Annotated in this window: 11 protein-coding genes and 1 pseudogene; 9 read left to right on the top strand and 3 right to left on the bottom strand. The window is 64.0% G+C overall.

Features of this window, described 5'->3' with window-relative positions:
* Positions 1 to 84: 84 nt before the first annotated feature.
* The 4 genes and pseudogenes from FHY05_RS03060 (at position 85) to FHY05_RS03045 (ending at position 4,273) form a co-directional block, all read left to right on the top strand.
* The gene (locus FHY05_RS03060) at positions 85 to 1,887 is read left to right on the top strand and encodes a DUF885 family protein (RefSeq protein ID WP_183942902.1); all 1,803 of its coding nucleotides are present in this window, start codon (positions 85 to 87) and stop codon (positions 1,885 to 1,887) included.
* Positions 1,888 to 1,930: 43 nt separating this feature from the next.
* A complete protein-coding gene (gene pcaF / locus FHY05_RS03055; RefSeq protein WP_183942901.1) occupies positions 1,931 to 3,133 on the top strand; it encodes a 3-oxoadipyl-CoA thiolase in 1,203 nt (400 codons plus the stop codon).
* A 117-nt stretch (positions 3,134 to 3,250) separates the two neighbouring features.
* Positions 3,251 to 3,592: pseudogene (locus tag FHY05_RS03050) on the top strand (DDE-type integrase/transposase/recombinase); the annotation flags it as partial.
* 342 nt (positions 3,593 to 3,934) lie between these two features.
* Entirely contained in the window at positions 3,935 to 4,273 is a 339-nt protein-coding gene (locus tag FHY05_RS03045) for a hypothetical protein (protein WP_183942899.1), read from the top strand.
* 60 nt (positions 4,274 to 4,333) lie between these two features.
* Here FHY05_RS03045 and FHY05_RS03040 read toward each other — a convergent pair whose 3' ends face one another.
* The gene (locus tag FHY05_RS03040; protein WP_183942898.1) at positions 4,334 to 4,804 is read right to left on the bottom strand and encodes a hypothetical protein; all 471 of its coding nucleotides are present in this window, start codon (positions 4,802 to 4,804) and stop codon (positions 4,334 to 4,336) included.
* 461 nt (positions 4,805 to 5,265) lie between these two features.
* Between FHY05_RS03040 and FHY05_RS03035 the strand changes: the two genes are divergently transcribed.
* The 3 genes from FHY05_RS03035 (at position 5,266) to FHY05_RS03025 (ending at position 8,945) form a co-directional block, all read left to right on the top strand.
* Positions 5,266 to 6,801, top strand: a complete 1,536-nt coding sequence (locus FHY05_RS03035) for a hypothetical protein (protein WP_183942897.1) — start codon at positions 5,266 to 5,268, stop codon at positions 6,799 to 6,801.
* A 1,053-nt stretch (positions 6,802 to 7,854) separates the two neighbouring features.
* Positions 7,855 to 8,175: a hypothetical protein gene (locus FHY05_RS03030; protein ID WP_183942896.1), complete on the top strand. Its 321-nt coding sequence runs from the start codon at positions 7,855 to 7,857 to the stop codon at positions 8,173 to 8,175.
* Positions 8,176 to 8,645: 470 nt separating this feature from the next.
* Positions 8,646 to 8,945, top strand: coding sequence for a hypothetical protein (locus FHY05_RS03025; RefSeq protein ID WP_183942895.1), 300 nt, complete (start codon positions 8,646 to 8,648; stop codon positions 8,943 to 8,945).
* 158 nt (positions 8,946 to 9,103) lie between these two features.
* Here FHY05_RS03025 and FHY05_RS03020 read toward each other — a convergent pair whose 3' ends face one another.
* A complete protein-coding gene (locus FHY05_RS03020; protein WP_183942894.1) occupies positions 9,104 to 9,409 on the bottom strand; it encodes a hypothetical protein in 306 nt (101 codons plus the stop codon).
* Positions 9,410 to 10,284: 875 nt separating this feature from the next.
* A complete protein-coding gene (locus FHY05_RS03010) occupies positions 10,285 to 12,795 on the bottom strand; it encodes a hypothetical protein (RefSeq protein WP_183942892.1) in 2,511 nt (836 codons plus the stop codon).
* Between the two features lie 2,428 nt (positions 12,796 to 15,223).
* Here FHY05_RS03010 and FHY05_RS03005 point away from each other — a divergent pair.
* Together FHY05_RS03005 and FHY05_RS03000 are read left to right on the top strand one after the other, a co-directional pair.
* Positions 15,224 to 15,568, top strand: a complete 345-nt coding sequence (locus FHY05_RS03005; RefSeq protein ID WP_183942891.1) for a hypothetical protein — start codon at positions 15,224 to 15,226, stop codon at positions 15,566 to 15,568.
* Between the two features lie 173 nt (positions 15,569 to 15,741).
* The gene (locus FHY05_RS03000; RefSeq protein ID WP_183942890.1) at positions 15,742 to 18,297 is read left to right on the top strand and encodes a lanthionine synthetase LanC family protein; all 2,556 of its coding nucleotides are present in this window, start codon (positions 15,742 to 15,744) and stop codon (positions 18,295 to 18,297) included.
* Positions 18,298 to 18,398 lie beyond the last annotated feature (101 nt).

The raw sequence follows: 18,398 nt of genomic DNA, 5'->3' as shown, positions 1-18,398 counted from the left end.
TGCGGCGAACGCCGCCCGCGCGCGCCGGCGGGTGTCTTGGCAAGGTCGCGTTCGTTGCGCAGACTGCGCGCGAATGGGGGCGGTATGGGTGACGACATAGCATTGGGTCTCTCGCGTCGCGCCGCTCTTCGGCTGCTCGGCACGACGATGCTGGCCGCGGCGGCGCCGCTGCGCGCCGCCGACAGCGACGCGTCGCGGCGGCTGCGCGCACTGCTCGACGACAGCGCCGCGGCCGACGCGCGGCTCGATCCGCTGGGCGCGGCGCGCAAGGGCGCGGCGGCGGGCGGGCCGGTCTTCGTCGATCCGCTCAGCGACGCTTATGCGACCACGCTGCGCGCCAACAAGAGCGCGGAACTGGCGCGGCTCGGTGCGATCGATCGCGCGGCGCTGCCGCCGGTCGACCAGATCGCCTATGACGTGTTCGCCTATCGGCTGCGCCAGACGCTCGCCTATATCGCCGACGGCTCGTTCAAGGTCGCGCAGCTCACGCCGCTGAACCCGTCGTTCGGGTTGCAGGTGGAGTTCCCCGACTTCGTCGCCGGCCCGAGCGCGCCCTTCGCGACGCTGGCGGACTATGAGGATGGACTGCGGCGGCTCGATGGCTTCGCCGGTCATCTCGACCAGAACGTCGTGCGACTGCGTGAGGGCCTGGCGCAGGGCCATGTGCAGCCGCGCATCATCGTCGAGAACATCCTGCGCCAGGTCGACGCGCTGCTCGCCATCCCGGTCGACGACAGCCCCTTCTTCAAGGCGATCGGGCGCATGCCCGCGAGCGTCACGCCGACCGACCGGACGCGGCTGACGCTTGCCTATCGTGCCGCGATCGTGGGCAAGGTCTATCCGGCTTATGCGCGCTGGCAGCGTTACCTGCGCGAGACCTATCTGCCGCGCGCCCCTGAGGCGCCGGGTCGATGGGCGCTCAAGGGCGGCAACGCGCTCTACGCCGCGGAACTCGCCCGCCATACCACCACGGCGCGCTCGGCGGACGACATCCACCGGCTGGGGCTCAGCGAGGTCGCGCGGATTCGCCGCGAGATGGAGCAGGTGCGGGGCACGATCGGCTTCAGCGGCGACCTGCACGCGCTGTTCGAGCACGTGCGGACCGACAAGCGCTATTATTACACCCGGCCCGAGCAGTTGCTCGCACGCTTCGCCGCGATCGAGACGCAGATCTGGGCCGCGATCCCGCGGCTCTTCCACGATCGGCCGAAAGCGCCGTTCGCGGTGCGCCCGCTGCCCGCGCTCGGTGAGCAACGCGGCACCGGCTATTACCGCCCCGGCGAGCCCGACGGGGTGTCGCCCGGCATCCTCTATTTCAACATGGCGATGCTCAGCACGCGCCCGATCCCGACGCTGGAGACGCTGACGCTGCACGAGGGCATACCGGGCCACCATTTCCAGCTGACGCTCGCGCGCGAGAACCTGGCGCTGCCGCCGCTGCTGCGCTTCGGCGAGGCGACTGCCTATACCGAGGGATGGGGCCTGTACGCCGAGTCGCTCGGCCGCGAGTTGGGCATGTTCACCGACCCGATGCAATGGTTCGGCCATCTCGACATGGAGATGCTGCGCGCGGTGCGGCTAGTGGTGGATACCGGCCTCCACGCGCAACGCTGGGATCGGCAGCGCGCGATCGATTATATGCTTGCCAATACCTCGATGGCCGCCAAGGACGTGGCGGTAGAGATCGATCGCTACATCGCCTACCCGGGCCAGGCCTGCGCGTACAAGATCGGCGAGCTCAAGTTCCGCGAGCTGCGCGAGCGCGCCGCCGCCGCGCGTGGCGCCAGCTTCGACGTGCGCGACTATCATCGCGCGGTGCTCGACACCGGCGCGTTGCCGATGGACGTGCTCGACGCCAAGATCAGCGCGTGGATCGCCGCGCGCTGAGCGACCCGCACCGCACGACGCCACGCTGGAACAGGACCACACGATGCCCGACGCTTTCCTCTGCGACGCGGTGCGCACCCCGATCGGCAAGCTCAACGGCGCGCTCGCGGGCGTGCGCGCGGACGATCTCGCCGCGGTGCCGCTGCGCGCGCTGGTCGAGCGCAACCCGTGCGTCGACTGGGCGAGCGTGGACGATGTCCTGCTCGGCTGCGCCAACCAGGCGGGGGAGGACAATCGCAACGTCGCGCGCATGGCGGTGCTGCTCGCCGGGCTGCCCGAGACCGTGCCGGGAGTGACCGTCAACCGACTGTGCGGCTCGGGGCTCAACGCGCTCGGCATGGCGGCGCAGGCGATCCGCTGCGGCGACGCCGCGCTAACGGTCGCGGGCGGAGTCGAGAGCATGACCCGCGCGCCGTATGTCATGGGCAAGGCCGCCGGCGCGTTCGACCGGGCGCAGCAGCTCGAGGACACCACGCTCGGCTGGCGCCTCGTCAACCCGGCGATGCGCGCGGCCTACGGCGTCGACACGATGCCGCAGACCGCCGAGCATGTCGCCGAGCAATGGGGTGTGTCGCGCGCCGAGCAGGACGCCTTCGCACTCGCCAGCCAGGAGAAGGCCGCGGCGGCGATCGCCAGCGGGCGGCTCGCGGCCGAGATCGTCCCGGTCACCGTGGCGCGGCGCGGCGCCGAGCCGGTCATGGTCGCGGTCGACGAGCACCCGCGCGCGACCAGCCTCGCGGCGCTGGCGCGGCTCACCCCGGTGGTCCGCCCCGACGGCACGGTGACCGCGGGCAACGCCTCGGGGCTCAACGACGGCGCCGCGGCGATGCTGGTGGCGAGCGAGGTCGCCGCGACGAAGAACGGGTTGACGCCGCGCGCGCGCGTGTTGGGGCTGGCGCTCTCGGGCATCGCGCCGCGGATCATGGGGGCGGGGCCGATCGAGGCCGCGCGCAAGCTGTGCCGGCTCACCGGCGTGGGGCTCGACCAGCTCGACGTGATCGAGCTCAACGAGGCCTTCGCCGCGCAGGCGATCGCGACGCTGCGCGACCTCGGCATCGCGCCCGACGACCCGCGCGTCAATCGCAACGGCGGCGCGATCGCGCTCGGCCATCCGCTCGGCATGTCGGGCGCGCGGCTGGCGCTGACCGCGGCGGAGGAGCTGCACCGCATCGGCGGCCGCTACGCCATGGCGTTCATGTGCATCGGCGTCGGCCAGGGCATCGCGCTGATGTTGGAGCGGGTTTGATCCGGGCGAGAGTGGGTCGGTGACGTGGGCCGGATCCGGTTAGTGAGGTCCTGCCAAAGCTAATGCGGCGGTGCTGGTGGGCGGGGTAGGGCAGGGCGATGCCCCAAGAAGGCCGCGCTCGCCTTCACGATGAAGGCGCTCAAGCGCCATGGCTCGCCTGAGGCGATCACCGCCGACGGTCTGCGCTCCTACGGTGCTGCGCTGAGCGAGCTTGGCCGTCGCGAGAAGCAGGAGGTGGGTCGCTGGGCCAACAACCGGGTGGAGATTTCGCACCTGCCGTTCGCGCGACGAGAGCGAGCGATGCTGCGACTCCGCCCGATGCGAACGCTGCAGAAGTTCGCCTCGGTCCACGCCAACGTCCATGACCACTGCAACCACGAACGCCACCTCGTCGGTCGCCAGACCTACAAGCAGCTTCGCTCCGTGGCGCTGGCAACGTGGCAGGCGCTCGTCCGCTGAACCATCGCCTATGGAGCCCGAAGTGTATCGTGTAGAGACGAGTTCGCGTTAGACTGACAGCACCGCCACCCAGTCTGAGGCTTCCTCGACTTCTTCAATCCTCCTTTCCAAAACGGCGCACTTTCGCGGGGCGACGCGCACTTCTCGGCAGCGTGGAGAGGGTCTGCTATGGGCACGACGTGGCGCTTCCCGCTACAGCTTCGTTTTGGGAAGGGGCGATCACTTACAAACCGTCGCGGCAGGAACTGGCTTCACCCTGAACGTCACGATCTCTAACTGGCGGCGCGTGTCTTCGCAGGCGCGGGTTTCGACGGCGACTGGATCCAGTGGGCCGGGAACATCGTGCTGATCCACATCGAGCTCTATGACGATCCTCTTCAAGGTAGGGATTTCTGGCTGTTCGACGACGAGCTTATCCCGGCGAACGCGTTCGCCGAGGCATTGTGGGCGGTCGTAGAGTCCGACCCGTACAGCGTGCCCGAGCTGCTCGCCGCATCTCCGTCGGATGCGACGGTCCGGGAAACCGCCGCCACTCTCGTTGCCACGATCGAGCGGAACGGGCGCGGTATCCCGGACAGCCTCTCGAACAGCTTAGCGGAGGCTGCCGCCATCAGGCGTTCTGAGAACAGCGTCCGCGCCTGGTGGTCGAACGTCGTACCGCTGCTCGCCAAGCGGGAGTAGCACGGCCCCGTATCGATGACGCCGCTTGTCTCGTCACCGGCCGGCGCTCCCGTTGCACGCTTAGCGACGAGGTGTGAGCGTCACCCATGCGCCGACGGGCTGCCCACCGCGCAAAGCGGGCTCGAACCGAAAGTCCGCCACGTAGCGCTCGCCGTAGCGCCGCTCGGCAGCGGAAGCACCCTCAATGCGTACCCGATCCACGCGGCCATTGGGAGCGGCGCGCAGGCAGGCTGTCTCGTTGCGGGGTACCGCAACCCGAACCGACCCGAGCAGGCGTGGGAAACGGTCGAGCCGCGCTCGATGGCGGCAACCGCTTAACGCGATGGCGAGAGTGGCGATTTCGGGGGAGACGCCCGCCACGAGCGGCGCGTCAATCGAGTAAACGGCAGGCGGCGTCACGATGTTCGGGTCGATGAAAGCGAAGTCGGGATCCACGTAGACGAGCGGAATGGGCGAGAAGACGCCTGCCAGCGTCCCGCACAGCATGACATGCACGATTGACGTCCCCAGAGCGGCGCGGAGATCGATCACACGCACACGCTATGCTCGACACAGCCTGGACGCTAGCCCGAACCCGCTTAGCTGTGGCGCGGGTTACCTGTCAGTCTGCCCGAGAGACCATGCAGAGCCACTAAGGCGTTGCCGGCCCCAGCGTTTAATTCCTAGTTGTTCCGCAGGTACCGGCGCGATGGTCGGCCAAGGGCCGTTGTCCAGCAGTCATGCGAGGATGCGACTTGACCTGTCACTAAGCGGGACGTGCAGAACGTGATCCGCGCTGGCGAGGCAGGCTGGAAGCGGATGAAGGAGAGCGGCACGGCCGACTTCGATCCGTTAAGCGGAATGTGAGCCGCGCGTCAGAGCGTCAGCGATCATCGCAGAGCGGGCGGCGTCCCGCGGTCGGCCAATCACCCGCGATAGCGGTGCCAATCGTGATTGACGCGCCGCTTGCGAGACCTAGGTTTGAACGGGGGACAAAAGGGGGATCGTAGCCGATGCGCGGCTGGTCGAGGATATTGGCGGGCGGACTGGCGCTTGCGGCATCGGCATCGGCACCGGCGGCGGCGGCATGGCAGGAGGCGAGCTCATCTCACTTCCTTGTCTACTCGGACGACGATCCCGCCGCGGTGGCCGCGTTCGCCACCAATCTCGAACGATTCGATAAGGCGATGCGCGTGACGCGCGGTCTGCCCGACGTTCCCGTCAGCGCCGCGCAACGGCTTACCGTATTCGTTCTCAAAGACGTTCGTGCGGTGCAGCGACTTCTCCGCAATGACGAGGTCGCGGGCGTCTACCTGCCAAGGGTGGAGGGTGCCGTCGCCTTCGTCCCACGTGACACGCGCGACAAGGGCAAGCTGGCACTCTCCGCGCAGGCGGTGCTGCTGCACGAATATGCCCACCATTTCATGTTCACTAATTGGGGCGAGCGAACCTTCCCCGCCTGGTTCGTCGAAGGATTTGCCGAATTTAACGCTACCGCCCGGTTTGAGCCTGATCGCCTGCTGTTCGGCGCGCCCCCGCTGTACCGCGCAGTCGGGATGATCGACAGCGCAGAGGTACCCGCGGGCGTGCTGCTAACGCGCTCGCCGGCGGACCGGATGACGCCGGACCAGACTCAGGTTTTCTACGGCCGTTCCTGGCTGCTTACTCACTACGTGACGCTCGGCAAGCGCGAGAGCACAACCTTCCACGACTATCTCGAAGCGCTCGACCGCGGAAGCGCGAAGGAGGCGGCGAAGGTGTTCGGCGATCCGCGCACGCTCGACAAGACGCTTAATAGCTATGCGCGTAGCGAAACGCTGCCGATGATCGGACTCAAGCTCGGCGATCTGCCGATCGGGCCGGTGACGGTGCGCGCGCTTAGTGAGGCAGAGGCCGCCATGATGCCGATCCGACAGCGCTCGCAGCGGGGCGTCGATGCCAAGGTCGCGCGCGGCGTGGTAAGCGACGCGCGCGAGGTGGCGGCGCGTTTTCGGAATGACCCGGCAGTCCAGGTTGCGCTCGCCGAAGCCGAGTACGACGCGGGCGACTATGCAGCCGCTGACGCGGCCGCAAGTAAGGCACTTGCCAGCGACCCGCGTTCTCGTCGCGCGATGATGTACCGTGGGATGGCGCAGCAGGCCCAGGCGCTGCGAGATAAGAGCAAGGACGCGGCGCGCTGGCGCGCTGTGCGCGGCTGGTTCCGCGACGCCAACAAGCTCGACCCGCAAGATCCTTGGCCGCTGGTTGCATTTTATCGCGCCTACGCACTGTCCGGCGCGCCGACGAGCGAGAATGCAGAGACAGGCCTGGCTTATGCCTATCAGCTGGCGCCATTCGACCGCGGCTTGGGGCTTGAGGTGGCAATGATGCACCTCAAACGACAGCGTCGGGACGAGGCCTCGGCGGCCCTGCGCCGTATCGCGTATGATCCGCACGGGGGCGCGCTGGCGCAGCTCGCCGCGACGCTTCTCACGGCAGTTCAGAGCAACGATGCGGCGACGCTGAAAGCGCTTACGGAAGCCGCACAGGAGAACGCCGTGGCACGCTGAGCAGGACGTCGGCAGTAGGCTCAGGCGAGATCACGTTTAGGCTGACAGCGACCTTCCAACCTGCAAACAGGCGTTGCCCAGTTTAGAGATTGCGACACGCGGTTATCCGTTTCAAGCCTACGACCACCCACTACTTTATTTACTAAAGCGCATCTGAGCCCGCTAATCTCCGGGGCTTGCACGACCTTATGAGCGATTCATCGTATTCACGGACCGGCAGATGTGCAACACGTCGAGCCTCGTATCGTAAGTTTGGCGGGCTGTTGTCCAAGTCCAGTCCGAATTCAGCAGAGCTGCCTGGGCAACGCCAGTTTGGGCAGTGGCTGTTGGCGCGGCCGCTGCGTCAATATATTTCACCGACGTCGCCGGAGAGGTAGGAACCGTTGAGGCATACAAACGCCTCCTGATCTTCACATTGATAACGCTGCCGCTCACCGCGTTCGTGATCAAAGCTACGAGCAATGATGGCGCGCGCTTCCGAGCAGCCTTCCGCTCGGAGCGTGGATCCGTCGGCCCGTTCAAGGTGCCCTCGCCGGCTTCATCCATCCCGAAGCCGAACCGTCGCACGCTCGGCAACAGGAGGCTCAAGCGCTGTGCAGGCCGCTACAAACAGGAGTTGGCCGCACGCGGCTCGAGCGAGTGCGCCTGCTAACCTCCTAACGCGATCAAAATTGAGGTTGATAATCATGCGGACAGCGCAGTCACGTGTCGCTAGCGGCGCATTCGGACGGATCAAACGTAGATTGATCTGGATCATGTTAATACTGATGTCCGCGTGTGGCCCAGCTCTTGGATTTTTCAACGACACGCGGGATGAATATGGGTTGATGTTGTTGACCCGCGTTCTAGACCGGGACGACTACCTTGGAGAATCAAGGCAGGTAGTTCGCTTTCGCTACCTCACTGTTGGAAAATATATAATAGGTTGTATATTTCTGGGAAAGGGTCGAGCGGTCTGGATGGTCTTTCGCTGAAGAAGCTTTGTGCTCCTTCATCCTGCTCTTGCTCGATCACTGCCACGCAAGTCACGGACCGAATGAGCAATGAGGTACGATGAGCTCAGCGGCCGGCGCCGCTGTCCGCCTGCGCCAACAGGCAGCCATTCAGCCCCATGCGGTGGCATCGCTCGCCGAACCTCGTTGCGGCCGAGCCACGTCGCTATATGGTAAGCTGATGCGGCGTCGTCTCAAACACCTTGCGTTCAGGATCGGCCTGCCTGTGTTAGCAGGACAATACTTGTTCGACTGGATGAATAGCGGCTTTACCTTCGCTCTCGATCACTTTCCTGTGCGAGCCATTCTCCTCCTGTCGCTGCTGCTCCTACGCGCAGCTTATCAAGAGCATCGCGCACGCAAGAAGCAGTCCTTCCGCTAACCTGCCATACGCGACCCGGCCGCAAGCGCCCAGTTCGTTCAACGGCGGACGTTCACGCAGTTTGGCATGATACCCCGATGAAGGCTTCACCATTCCGTGGTCTGGCCAAATCGCGGGCGGTCCGTGGAACGGAGGTGTCACTGTCCCGCGTGTTGTGCAAGTTTACACGGCAGATGCACTGCGTGGTTGGCTGCGACGATCCGTTCACCCGAACACCGCTGCAGGCCGGGATGTACGCTCAATCGAAACGTGACGTGCTGTTACATTCGGCTATGACGGGCGAGCCTTCCTGGCGGCAGGAGGATGCACCTCCAACTTCCCCTGACTTGTCGCTCGCCGTGGTAGCGGAACGCCCGGATTTGCTTCGGAACACTGATTGGTTCAACGGTCGGATCAGAAGCGGACCCGAGATTAAGAGCGACCGCCGAGCGCCTAATTGCGGGCACGCGCGAGATCGGCTGCGTCGACGGATGACCATACGAACCATCGTGCTCGCGATCCTCGCCTCCTTGCTGGCTGGTACCCTGATAGGCGGAGGACTAGCTACAAGGTTTGTGAAGCCGGTTCGATCTGACGATCCCTTTCTGCGGGCGCGAGAGTATGCGCCACGCCAGTACCGCAAGGATTGCCCAAATGCGACCGAACTGGCGTACTATGGGCGCGAAGCAGGCGACGTTTGGCTGGTCGAATTGTCGGACGCGCAGATGGTTGGAGGAAGTGTTCGGTTTCTTGTTTTTGGCAATGGCGACCGGGAAGAACTTGGTCGATGAACTCAATAGGCTTGCGGAAACGGGCGTGAGCGGTTTAGCCGGTGTATACTATCGCTGAATTGCAATCACCTGATTGTTAGCCGCTTGTTTTTCACAGAACGCTCTTAGATGCTTGCTTGCGCACAGGGCGGGAAGGCTTCAAGCCATAAAGGCCCTTGTCACTCTACGACTTCCAGATGAGTCTCACATTCGCGTCGCCAGTGCGACATCGCATCAAGCCAGCTAACCGCTCGACGGACCTTGATGTGGATCGTCTTAGGCGTGAGACCGGTCAGCACGGTAGCCCGAGCATGCCCGCATGCCTTTCTGATCGCTCTCGGATCGCCGAGTTGAACATTGATGCACTTAGCGTAGAGCTGAACCTGGCGGGCGACTTCAAGACCGTTGCCCGTAAGAGCCAACGTGGAGGGACAGTCCTGCGGTACCGCCTGTGCAGCAAGCCACATAGCAACGAGCATTTCCATCCGAGGCTCTCCTGCGACAGTGAGTTCCTTTAAGCAAACCTTCTCTCGCCAGCCACCTTCCACCCTGACCTTTCGAGCGCGGCCAGTTGGATGGCCGGTTAGGGTCCACTCTCAGCCAGACGAACGGCTCGGCGAAACGCCCGAAAGTTTCGAAATGGGAGATGAACGAACAGCCGGAGTTGGAAAGCGGGTAGGATCTCCTGAGTGACGGCTGTTGGGTCGTCGGCTTCAAACAATCGCTTTCAAGGCTCGAGATTAACGCGCGACGAGCTCCTCACCATCACCTCGACCACATGCTCACCCATTACTTTTGGTCGACGTCGGTTGCCAGCGCCTCACGCGTGAACGCATCGAGGCGGTCGAACAGCGCGTCGGAGGAGAACTCCATCGACCACATCCTCGTTGGTCACGAACGCCGCTGGTTCCGGTCGCGGCTGGCAGTGCTGACGTTGCGGTGAGGCTTCCTGAGTCGAAGGCTCAGTCCACCTTCCCGAAGAAGCCGATACACCTTCTTGAGGTTCACGATCCCTCTTTGCGCAGCAGCATGTAGATGCGGAAGGCGCGCAGTGCTGAGCAGCTGTGCGGCTCACTGACGTCGTCGAACGCTCGGACGTGCCCAACGAGCTAGTGCCGCCGTCCAGGCCTCGGGGCTTCTTTGCCAAAACATCATGCCGGATGCTTGTTCAGGCTTAGGTCGGCGACCGGCTGCATGAGATTGCGGTTCCCTCCCCAAGCAGCTTCAAATGGCGCAGATCGCTCAGGCCGAGGTTGCCGTACACCTTCTTTCAGAAGTAGGATGCCCTGCTCCGAGATTCCCATCCGCCGGAACATGTCCGCCGCCGACATCCCATTTCGAGATGTCCTCCCCGATGTCCTCATGTTACCCAATCACTAATCGATTCATACTCCCACTTGCCGCTTAGCCAGCGCATTCTATAGGTGCCGCCAGCCCATCCGGTCGACCAGCGCACAAACCCACGATCGTGGGCGCGATTGAAAACGATCGACGGCAACTCGAAGGCGTGGAAGTCAGGAACACCGCGCTTAAGTGCTTCTATGTCCTTTGAGCTATAGATGATCATTGGTCGGGTGGGACGCAGGCACTTATAGTCCTCAGGTAGCCCCAGCAGAAAGAGTGGCTGACTCGCCGAGGCGGCAGCTCGCTGCGTGCCGATGGCTATCTGGTTGTTCGGTCGGTCGAAGGGTTCGACGATTGCGGCTCCGCGCGGGTCGAGCAGCTTACTGAGGAGGCCGATGCGCGCCTGCTGTTCACGAGACGGCGTGGTAGTGCAGGCGGATTGGAGGTCGCTGCCTACGACAAACGGCGTTCCGCCCGCGCCCCTACGGCTGTCGAGCAGCAAGTGATGCGAAGCGATGTCGGTCCAGCCATCGCCATCGCTATCTCGGCGAAGTTCGGCAATTGGCAAGGTTAGATATAGATTGCGCGCGCGGCGGCGGGTGCGAAGCCCCACCGGCGGATAGGTTATCGTGGCGGTATCGATTTCTGCCACGTCAACGGCGATTGTAAGCGTATCGCCCTCGATCAGCGGCAGCCGAGACGACGGGGCCACGACGTAGGGAAAGCGCTCGGCCAAGCCGGTGTACAGCGGAGGCGCCCATTGGCGACCTCCATCAGCCGATAAGTGGACCCAATATCCCCCGCCCGAGATCTCACCGGTTGGGTCCAGCGTTTGCGAGACGCTGATTGCGACGGCGCGCTGACCGACTCGCTCAGCGCGGACGAGCGAAAAGCCCTCAGGCAGAGGAGCGAGGCCAATCGGCGAGATGCCGGTGGTGCGGTCCCGCCGCTCTGACGGTATCGGTCGCTCAATGAACGGCGATGTTGGTGCAACTACACTGACCGGTGCCGCGCGCGCAGGTGGAGACGGCGATTGCGGACCAGCCTCCATCAGCAATGGCGTTCGAAAAGCGTCGTAATCGGGGATCACTCGCCGCAACATCGCCTCGCTTGCCGCGACTTTCGCATCGCTGCTGATAGTCCGATCCAGGTCTAAGGCAGTGCTGGGTTCTCCTTTTTCGCATAGGCCGGGGAAGTCTTGTGCGGGAAACAGGCGGCATCGAACTATAACGCCAGCGTGGGTGTCGTTTCCCATCCCGTCCGCCAAGACCACCTCAGCGACCGGGTATGGATCCGCCGCCGGGTTGTTCAGCAGCTGGTCCAGTATCAAGGCATTCATCGGCAGACGAGACGTGTTCGGGGCTGGTGCCTGGTCGCCCTCCGAGCGCGAATATAGGTTGCTTGCGACGGCTTTCGCTGCAGCTAGGCCTGGCAAGGTGCTGAGCAATTGCCGGGCTTCGGCGTCGCGGCCTGCCGCAGCAAGAGCCATCGCAAGGGGGAGGATGGGCGCCAACGTGGCGCCCTCGTCCGCGAGGACGTCCGTCTGAGGCATGGGCGGGGGCGCGACTGCTTCCTTAATCACCTTGCGATCTTCGGGGGCGAAAGTCGCCGCATCATCGGCAAGCGCTGCTAAGGTGTCAGCCATTACGTCAAGCGATTCCGATGCACTTAGGGCCGTCGTCCCGCCGACATGGAAAAAGGTCATCGGAATGTCGTCAACTACCACCCGTTCGGGCAACCGATAAGTTGGCGACAGCACCGCAGCACGCACTTCGAGCGACAGTCCGTCGAACAATGCAAGCGCTCGAACGTCGAGCCCGGCCTTGAGCAGCGCCTCCAGGTAACGCTGCCAAAGCAGAACGGTTACAGCCATCCGGTCTGGTGCCGCGACCCGGGACAGCGCCGCAGGACTTGTCAGCCAGGAATACAGGGGCAGTGCATCACGCGGTGGCAGACCGCCCCAGTGGGCAATGCGGATCAGCGTAGGCATGGCGCGATCTGGGGCAGCGAGCGCGGCGCGGGTAAAGTTGTCGTCACATGCAGCAGCGCTGGCAATGCGATAGGCGTCGGCGGCTCGGTCCTGCGCACCGCTGAGCAACGCAGTGAAATCCGCGGCGGAGCAATCGTGGATCGCGTCTAGTGCTTCGGCCAGTACCGCCAATCCGATGGGCGCCCGCCGCAGGGCCGGAGCCATAGACAGTAGCTCGGCTCGCAGCGAAGGCTTCCATGCTTCAGATTGACCGTACTGGCGGGCCTTCGCGACGATCCATGCAGCGACAAAGTGCCGCATGACGGCGGGGGCGATATCGTACCGCGCGGCAATCGCGTCGGCGGCCTTCGCAGGAGTGGCGTGTGCTAGGTGCTCGCGGAGGTCGCGTTCCCATGCGACCGTCGTTGCCTCAGGGTAGGATCGGTGAGTCGATCCCTCCAGATAATTCCTGACATCCTCGCTCGTCGGCTGGATTTGTCCACTTGCTGCGGATTCGACCAACAAGGCAAACGCAGATGCCAAAACCCATTTCGCCATATGATCCTCGCCGCGGCAGCTCGTTGATCCCACTAGCCTATGACGAGGATGCGACCATTACCAGCGAGCCATCCAGACAGTAGGGTCTGGCGAACGCCAGCCCGCGTGAAACTTACCCTCGCTGACGTCCCCCCCTGTCTTTTCATCCATGCCGAGCAAGAGGTACGGGTCGATGAGGCCTGCGCCCGAGGCGTGGATGTTGCTGTCAGTTAGAAGAGACACATCCCGCGGCAGACGGGAATGGCACTCGTCGTGGCAGCGGGGCCAGCGTGGAGCACCCCAAGCAGTGCAGCGCTGCCCCCGCTGTGGCGGTGACCTATCGACTCTTATGCCCTCGGCCCCGCTGCACCAGCAGCGGGCTCGGTCAAACCTTTGAAGGATCTCCACGATGCCGCACTCCTGCGCTGCCGCTTGGAAGCCTTTAGAGGGTACCTGACTTCTAATTAGGTCCATTAGCGCCATAGATCAGTGTTTGAGCAGCGAAGCGCATAGATGCGCCTGTCGCACCCGCATGAGTGCCGGATCTCGGCGGAACCGAGTACCGGCGCGTGTTTGCGCCATCACGCGGCAGGCAGCAGTAAGCCGAAGGTGAGTGCGGCGGCGCGCAGCATCGGCAGGACTCTTAAGATGACCTGCCCCGACGCTATCAGCTGAGCCTGTCGCGTGATCGCGCCCGGATCTCGGGTCAGCGCACCACCGCGCCCGCCTGTCGCGCCGGGGCTTCGTACTCGCCAACGTACCCCGTCCCTTCATCGGATGGACCGCCGGAAATAGGAGGCGAGCTGGAGCCTCTGAACGGGCGATGTTGGGTCCTCGGCACGAGAGGGCAGGGGGCCGCAGCTCCCGATCTCCGTCATGTAAGCGCTTACGCGCTCCTCCCGGTTGCCGCCTGTCGTTCAGGTGTTAGAACGCGTGCAGTACAGGAGAGGATTGGATGACGGGCATCCTGTTAGGTGCCGCATGGTCGGCAACCTCCTGCCCGGTCGAGCGAGCGGAGTATGCTTTGCGGAACGACTCAAGCGTGACTGCCTACTTCCGCCCTGTGGAGAGCGGTCCGGATTGGCCGAGCCGCATTGCTTTGGCAGTGCATTACAGCAAGACGGGCCGGACGTTTTGGTGGCTACCCTGGAATGGTGGATCGGATGGCCTGCAAAACGTGGCGTCAACGGAGGATGTTACGGTACCGGGGTGGAGACCTCCGAGCCCTGACGGGGGATCCCGCCCCTTTGGGAACAGGCAGTACATCGCAACCGATCCGTCCTATAACATCATAGATCACGTGCCTGTGCGAGGAGATCCTGCGCCGGGATATATGCATTTTCGAGATTCTGCAGGATCTGGTGATTTGGCGTTCTCAAGCAGGGGTTTCTTCGACTTCGTGGCTGCAGTAAAGCCGGCGAGTAGGAGCATCGGTTTGGACACGTAAGCGGACAGGCTGCTTCCCTGCCAATTAGGCCTGCCGGACAGTTGCACGGAACGCCCAAGGCGGCTTGAGCGGCGAGATGAACAAGCTCTCGAAGTCGGGCGGGCGCCAGGTGGCCCTGAGTGACCGGTTTTGGGTCCTCGCCACGAGAGGGTAGGGGCCGCAAGCGCCCAAGAGTGAGCATTGAAGACGCGCTGCACGCATCTCGATATCGCTCTCTCGTTGAGCGGGATGGTCTCGACGCGAGCGAACCGGTCTCGAGCCGCAGATACAGGAAACGCGACCGTAACCATGTTGTCACAGCAGTCGGCGAGGGAGTTGCTACTTCCTCTCACCGGCGCGCTCTGGCGTAAGCGCCACTTGGGGATATAGACAATGAGCGAAGGCGCTCGTTCGACGCCGCGATGGCCGGCCGTTGCGCCAGTTCCTGCGCCATGCCGGACGCCGAACTGTCGACCAGGATGCCGCCGAGCATGGCGGAAACCACTCGGCGTGCGATGCGCTGCATAGGTGTCGCGACTCTGTGCTCAGGTGCTGATCGAAGCTTCAATCTGCGTCTCTCGTACCGCCGTCGCAGCGGCAGATGCGAGCGAAATACGCGTGCAGCGTCGCCGGGCGCGCCGGTATCGGCTCGAAAGCATGACTCCACCGAGGTTTGCCTGGCTGGTACTAAGTCTGTCGGGTGCGCTCGGAGAGCGGGCGTACGAAGCCAGCCTTTCACGAAGTGGCTCGCCGCCAGATCGCACAGACTGGTACGGGTGAAAGAATTCACAAACCCGAACGAGGCGGATTCACCGAAACTGCTGAGGACTAGAGCATCTTCAGCGCAATCGCTCATGTGGAAGCGGACTTGACGATGATCAAGTTCCGTGATGTTATCTCCCCGCGCGTAAAGGATCATCTCTTAAGCGTACCTTATTTACAAGCGCTCGCTGGTTGGTTGACAACTCCGAGGTGGACCTTCGCGCCGAAAGCCAATGACTGTCCATCGATGGAGGGCATGCGATGACGTCGCAATCGTTGACAAAGGTCTTTGAGCGTCTCGCCAGCGACAAGGGCTTCGCTGATCGGATCAGGCAGGATCCCGTCGTCGGCCTCGCTGAGTTCGACTTGAGCACGGTAGAACTTTTCGCCTTGAGCTGCGCTGACGGCGATGCCTTGAGGCGTCTCGTCGATCAGGCGGGCGTATCGGTCGACTATGATCTGAGCTTGTTCGAGAAGGCGTTCCTCCCTGCCATAGATGAAGGCGCGCAGGCGCGATATCTCAAAGTCGTGGAGGCGAATGCGACAAATTCGGGCAAGACGAGCAAGGTGACCTCGGCCGGCGTGACGAAGTGCTGCTGGCCATGAGCTCGAGGCGGATCGCCGACTCCGCACCCGGCAGGTTGCATGATCTCATAACGTCCTGTTGTCCCTGGGTGAGCTCGTCGGCGATCTTCCTCGTTCAGCATCTATCCTCGAGACCCACGCCTCGCCAGGGTTGGAAACTGCATGTCAGTGCGACGCCGGGTTCCGCGTCGGGGGTGTTCGAGCGCGTGTTCGCCATCCTGCTGCGCGAGGGCGTGAGTTGGAAGGTAGTCGGTAGCGAGGTCGATCTGCTGCTGCTGAACAACGGGATCTACGGCCTGAGCCAAGCGGGCAAGTTCCTGACGATCTACCCTTCGGATGACGCACAGGCGGTCCGTCTCGCGCGGGCGCTCGACGAAGCGACTCTTGGCGCGCGAGGCCCGCGGATCCCGACGGATCGGCGTCTTAATCCTCACAGCGTCGTCCACTACCGATATGGAGCCTTCGTCGATATAGGCCAGGCGCCCAGACCTGACATGCCGCCATATCTGCGCGGGACGCTTCTTGATTGTCGAGGGCTTCTGATCGACGATCGTCGAGGCGCGACCTACGGCACGCCTCCGGCGGGCGTCCTCGATCCGTTCGAGGCCGCGTCGCTCTACGTGCCGCCTCCTTCTCGGAGCCCGCCGTTTGCGGGACGGTACCTCATCGTGGAGCCTCTCGGCTCCTCGGCGTGCGGCGGCACCTTCCTTGCGATCGATCTTGATGCCGATCCGCCGCGCCGATGCGTGCTGAAGGAGTTCCGCGCGTGGGCGGGCGGAGACGAGCAGGGGCTCTTCGCGCCGGACTGGGGTTCCAGGGAGGCGGCTCTGCTTCGGCGACACGGCGGCACGGCGAGGATGCCGCAGTGTTTCGACGAGTTCGAAGTCGATGAAGATCATTTTCTGGCTATCGAGTACGTCGAGGGTGTCACGTTGGCCGCGATGGTCTACTCTGCGCGTGAAAAGGAGCAGGCTCTCGGCATCCAGGATATTATCTGCATAGCCGAGAACCTGCTTGTCGCGATCAGCGACATCCACGACGTTGACGTTATCTGCCGCGACGTCAGCCCCAAGAACGTGGTGGTGAGCGGAAGCCATCAAGTTAGACTTATAGACTTCGGCGCCTCCTTCGACCTTGCGACCGGAGAAGTGGCTCCAAGCGAGCGCGGCACCTTCGCGTACTGCGCTCCCGAGCAATGGAAGGGCCTTGTTCCGGACGTCAGGGACGACGTGTTTTCCTGGGCGGCAGTAGCATTCGAGCTGCTGACGTTTGCTCATCCGCCTCGCGATGGCGTCGTCGAAGCCGGCGACGTTCTTGCCCGAAGGCCGGACTGTCCGGCTGGTCTGGCGGAGCTGGTGTCCTCCTGCCTCGGCGCGAGGGGCCGCCGGCAGCCGACAGCGGCGGCGGCGCTCGAGGCGCTTCGCAGTCTTCGTCACGACACAGGTAGCGCGCAGGAAGGGCGGGCGAAAAGGTCGAGATCGTCGCAGCCGCTCGCCCTTTCCGCAACACAGGCGCTTGAGGAGGCGAAGCGCATAGGAGACCACCTCCTCGAAACCCGCATCGACGTCGATGGCGGTACGTGCTGGTCCTCGCACGTGGACGGGGAAAGGTACTGCAGCGCCGATCTCTACCACGGAGCAGCCGGCATCGCGATGTTCCTTGCCAGACTTGGGCGCGCGACGGACGTCGCCGCCTACGCCGATGCCGCCCGCGCGGCCATTCGGTGGACAGCCGGTGAGGCTTGGGCCCATCCGCGCGCGCTTCAGGGCCTCTACGTTGGCGAGGTCGGTTGCGGTTGGTCGTACCTGTGCGTGTCGCGCCTCCTTGGCGAGCGATCCTACGTCTCGCTTGCCGATCTGCACTGGCGCAGGATCAGGGGGATCGCGGTGGAGGACGCCTCCCTGGGTGAGGGGCTGGCCGGAAGGCTTCTGCTGATCGTGAACTTGGCTCAGGCGACCGGCGACTGCTCATATGCTGAAGAGGGGCGTCGGACGCTCGCTCGGCTGATCGAAGCTTCTCGACGGGAAAGGAAAACTCCCGCGCAGGGCGCGACCCTGCTCCGCCGACCGCGTCCCTTCCTCGGTCTGGCGCACGGACTGGCGGGGCACGGATACGCAATGCTCGAGTGCTGGCGTCACACGCGCGATCCTGCCGCACTCGAAGAGGCGTTAACGATTGGAGGGGAGCTGCTCTCGGCCCGCAGGTCCGGTGAAGCGGAATCGTCATGGGGCTTGCGCGCCGCCGACGCCGGGTCGGACATGGCCGCCCAATGCCATGGATCTGTAGGCATAGGACAGTTCCTGGCTCGTCTCGGGCGGGCAACGGGTGAGAACGGCTTCATCGATGCCGTGCTCCAAGCAGCACGCGTCGCCGGCGCTGCTCTCGAGGGCAGGGCCTCGATCGGCTTGTGCCATGGTCAAGCCGGCATTGGCAGCGTCGCACTCGACTGCCTGGCTCTGTCCGGCGCCTCCGAGTTCGCGGAGCAGGCCGGACGGTGCGGCGCCCTGCTGGCGCGGCGCCTGGAGGAACGCAGGAGGCGGAACGATGCCCTTTCCTCCAGACCGGAACTCATGAACGGCCTTTCGGGAGTGGGATGGTTTCTGCTCAGAATGTCGGCTCCGGAGTTCGGCGAGGATCCGATACTTGGAGGCGTGAGCGAGTTCGCGAGAGCGGCGGCACCAGAGCACTCCTTTCAGAAGCCGGCGCCTGACGCTCGGACGTCGCAGTCGGTGATGGCGTCCTCGGCGTAGCCGATTGACGGAGGCCTCGTGCAAGCTCCAGGATCGATCGAGCGTGGCCAACCGAAGAGGATCGACTCGTCAGGATTGCTAGGACGCGTTCGACTAGACCT

Origin of the sequence: Sphingomonas sp. BK580, from assembly GCF_014194975.1 — a bacterium.
Classification (GTDB): Bacteria; Pseudomonadota; Alphaproteobacteria; order Sphingomonadales; family Sphingomonadaceae; genus Sphingomonas.
The sequence above is the reverse complement of the archived record's forward strand: the minus strand, read 5'-3'. Positions and strand labels throughout refer to the sequence as shown.

Bases quoted from the DNA above. Each gene is read 5' to 3' on its own strand.
- FHY05_RS03060 (WP_183942902.1), top strand. From the start codon at position 85: ATGGGTGACGACATAGCATTGGGTCTCTCGCGTCGCGCCGCTCTTCGG.
- pcaF (WP_183942901.1), top strand. From the start codon at position 1,931: ATGCCCGACGCTTTCCTCTGCGACGCGGTGCGCACCCCGATCGGCAAG.
- FHY05_RS03035 (WP_183942897.1), top strand. From the start codon at position 5,266: ATGCGCGGCTGGTCGAGGATATTGGCGGGCGGACTGGCGCTTGCGGCA.
- FHY05_RS03030 (WP_183942896.1), top strand. From the start codon at position 7,855: ATGAGCTCAGCGGCCGGCGCCGCTGTCCGCCTGCGCCAACAGGCAGCC.
- FHY05_RS03025 (WP_183942895.1), top strand. From the start codon at position 8,646: ATGACCATACGAACCATCGTGCTCGCGATCCTCGCCTCCTTGCTGGCT.
- FHY05_RS03020 (WP_183942894.1), bottom strand. From the start codon at position 9,409: ATGGAAATGCTCGTTGCTATGTGGCTTGCTGCACAGGCGGTACCGCAG.
- FHY05_RS03010 (WP_183942892.1), bottom strand. From the start codon at position 12,795: ATGGCGAAATGGGTTTTGGCATCTGCGTTTGCCTTGTTGGTCGAATCC.
- FHY05_RS03005 (WP_183942891.1), top strand. From the start codon at position 15,224: ATGACGTCGCAATCGTTGACAAAGGTCTTTGAGCGTCTCGCCAGCGAC.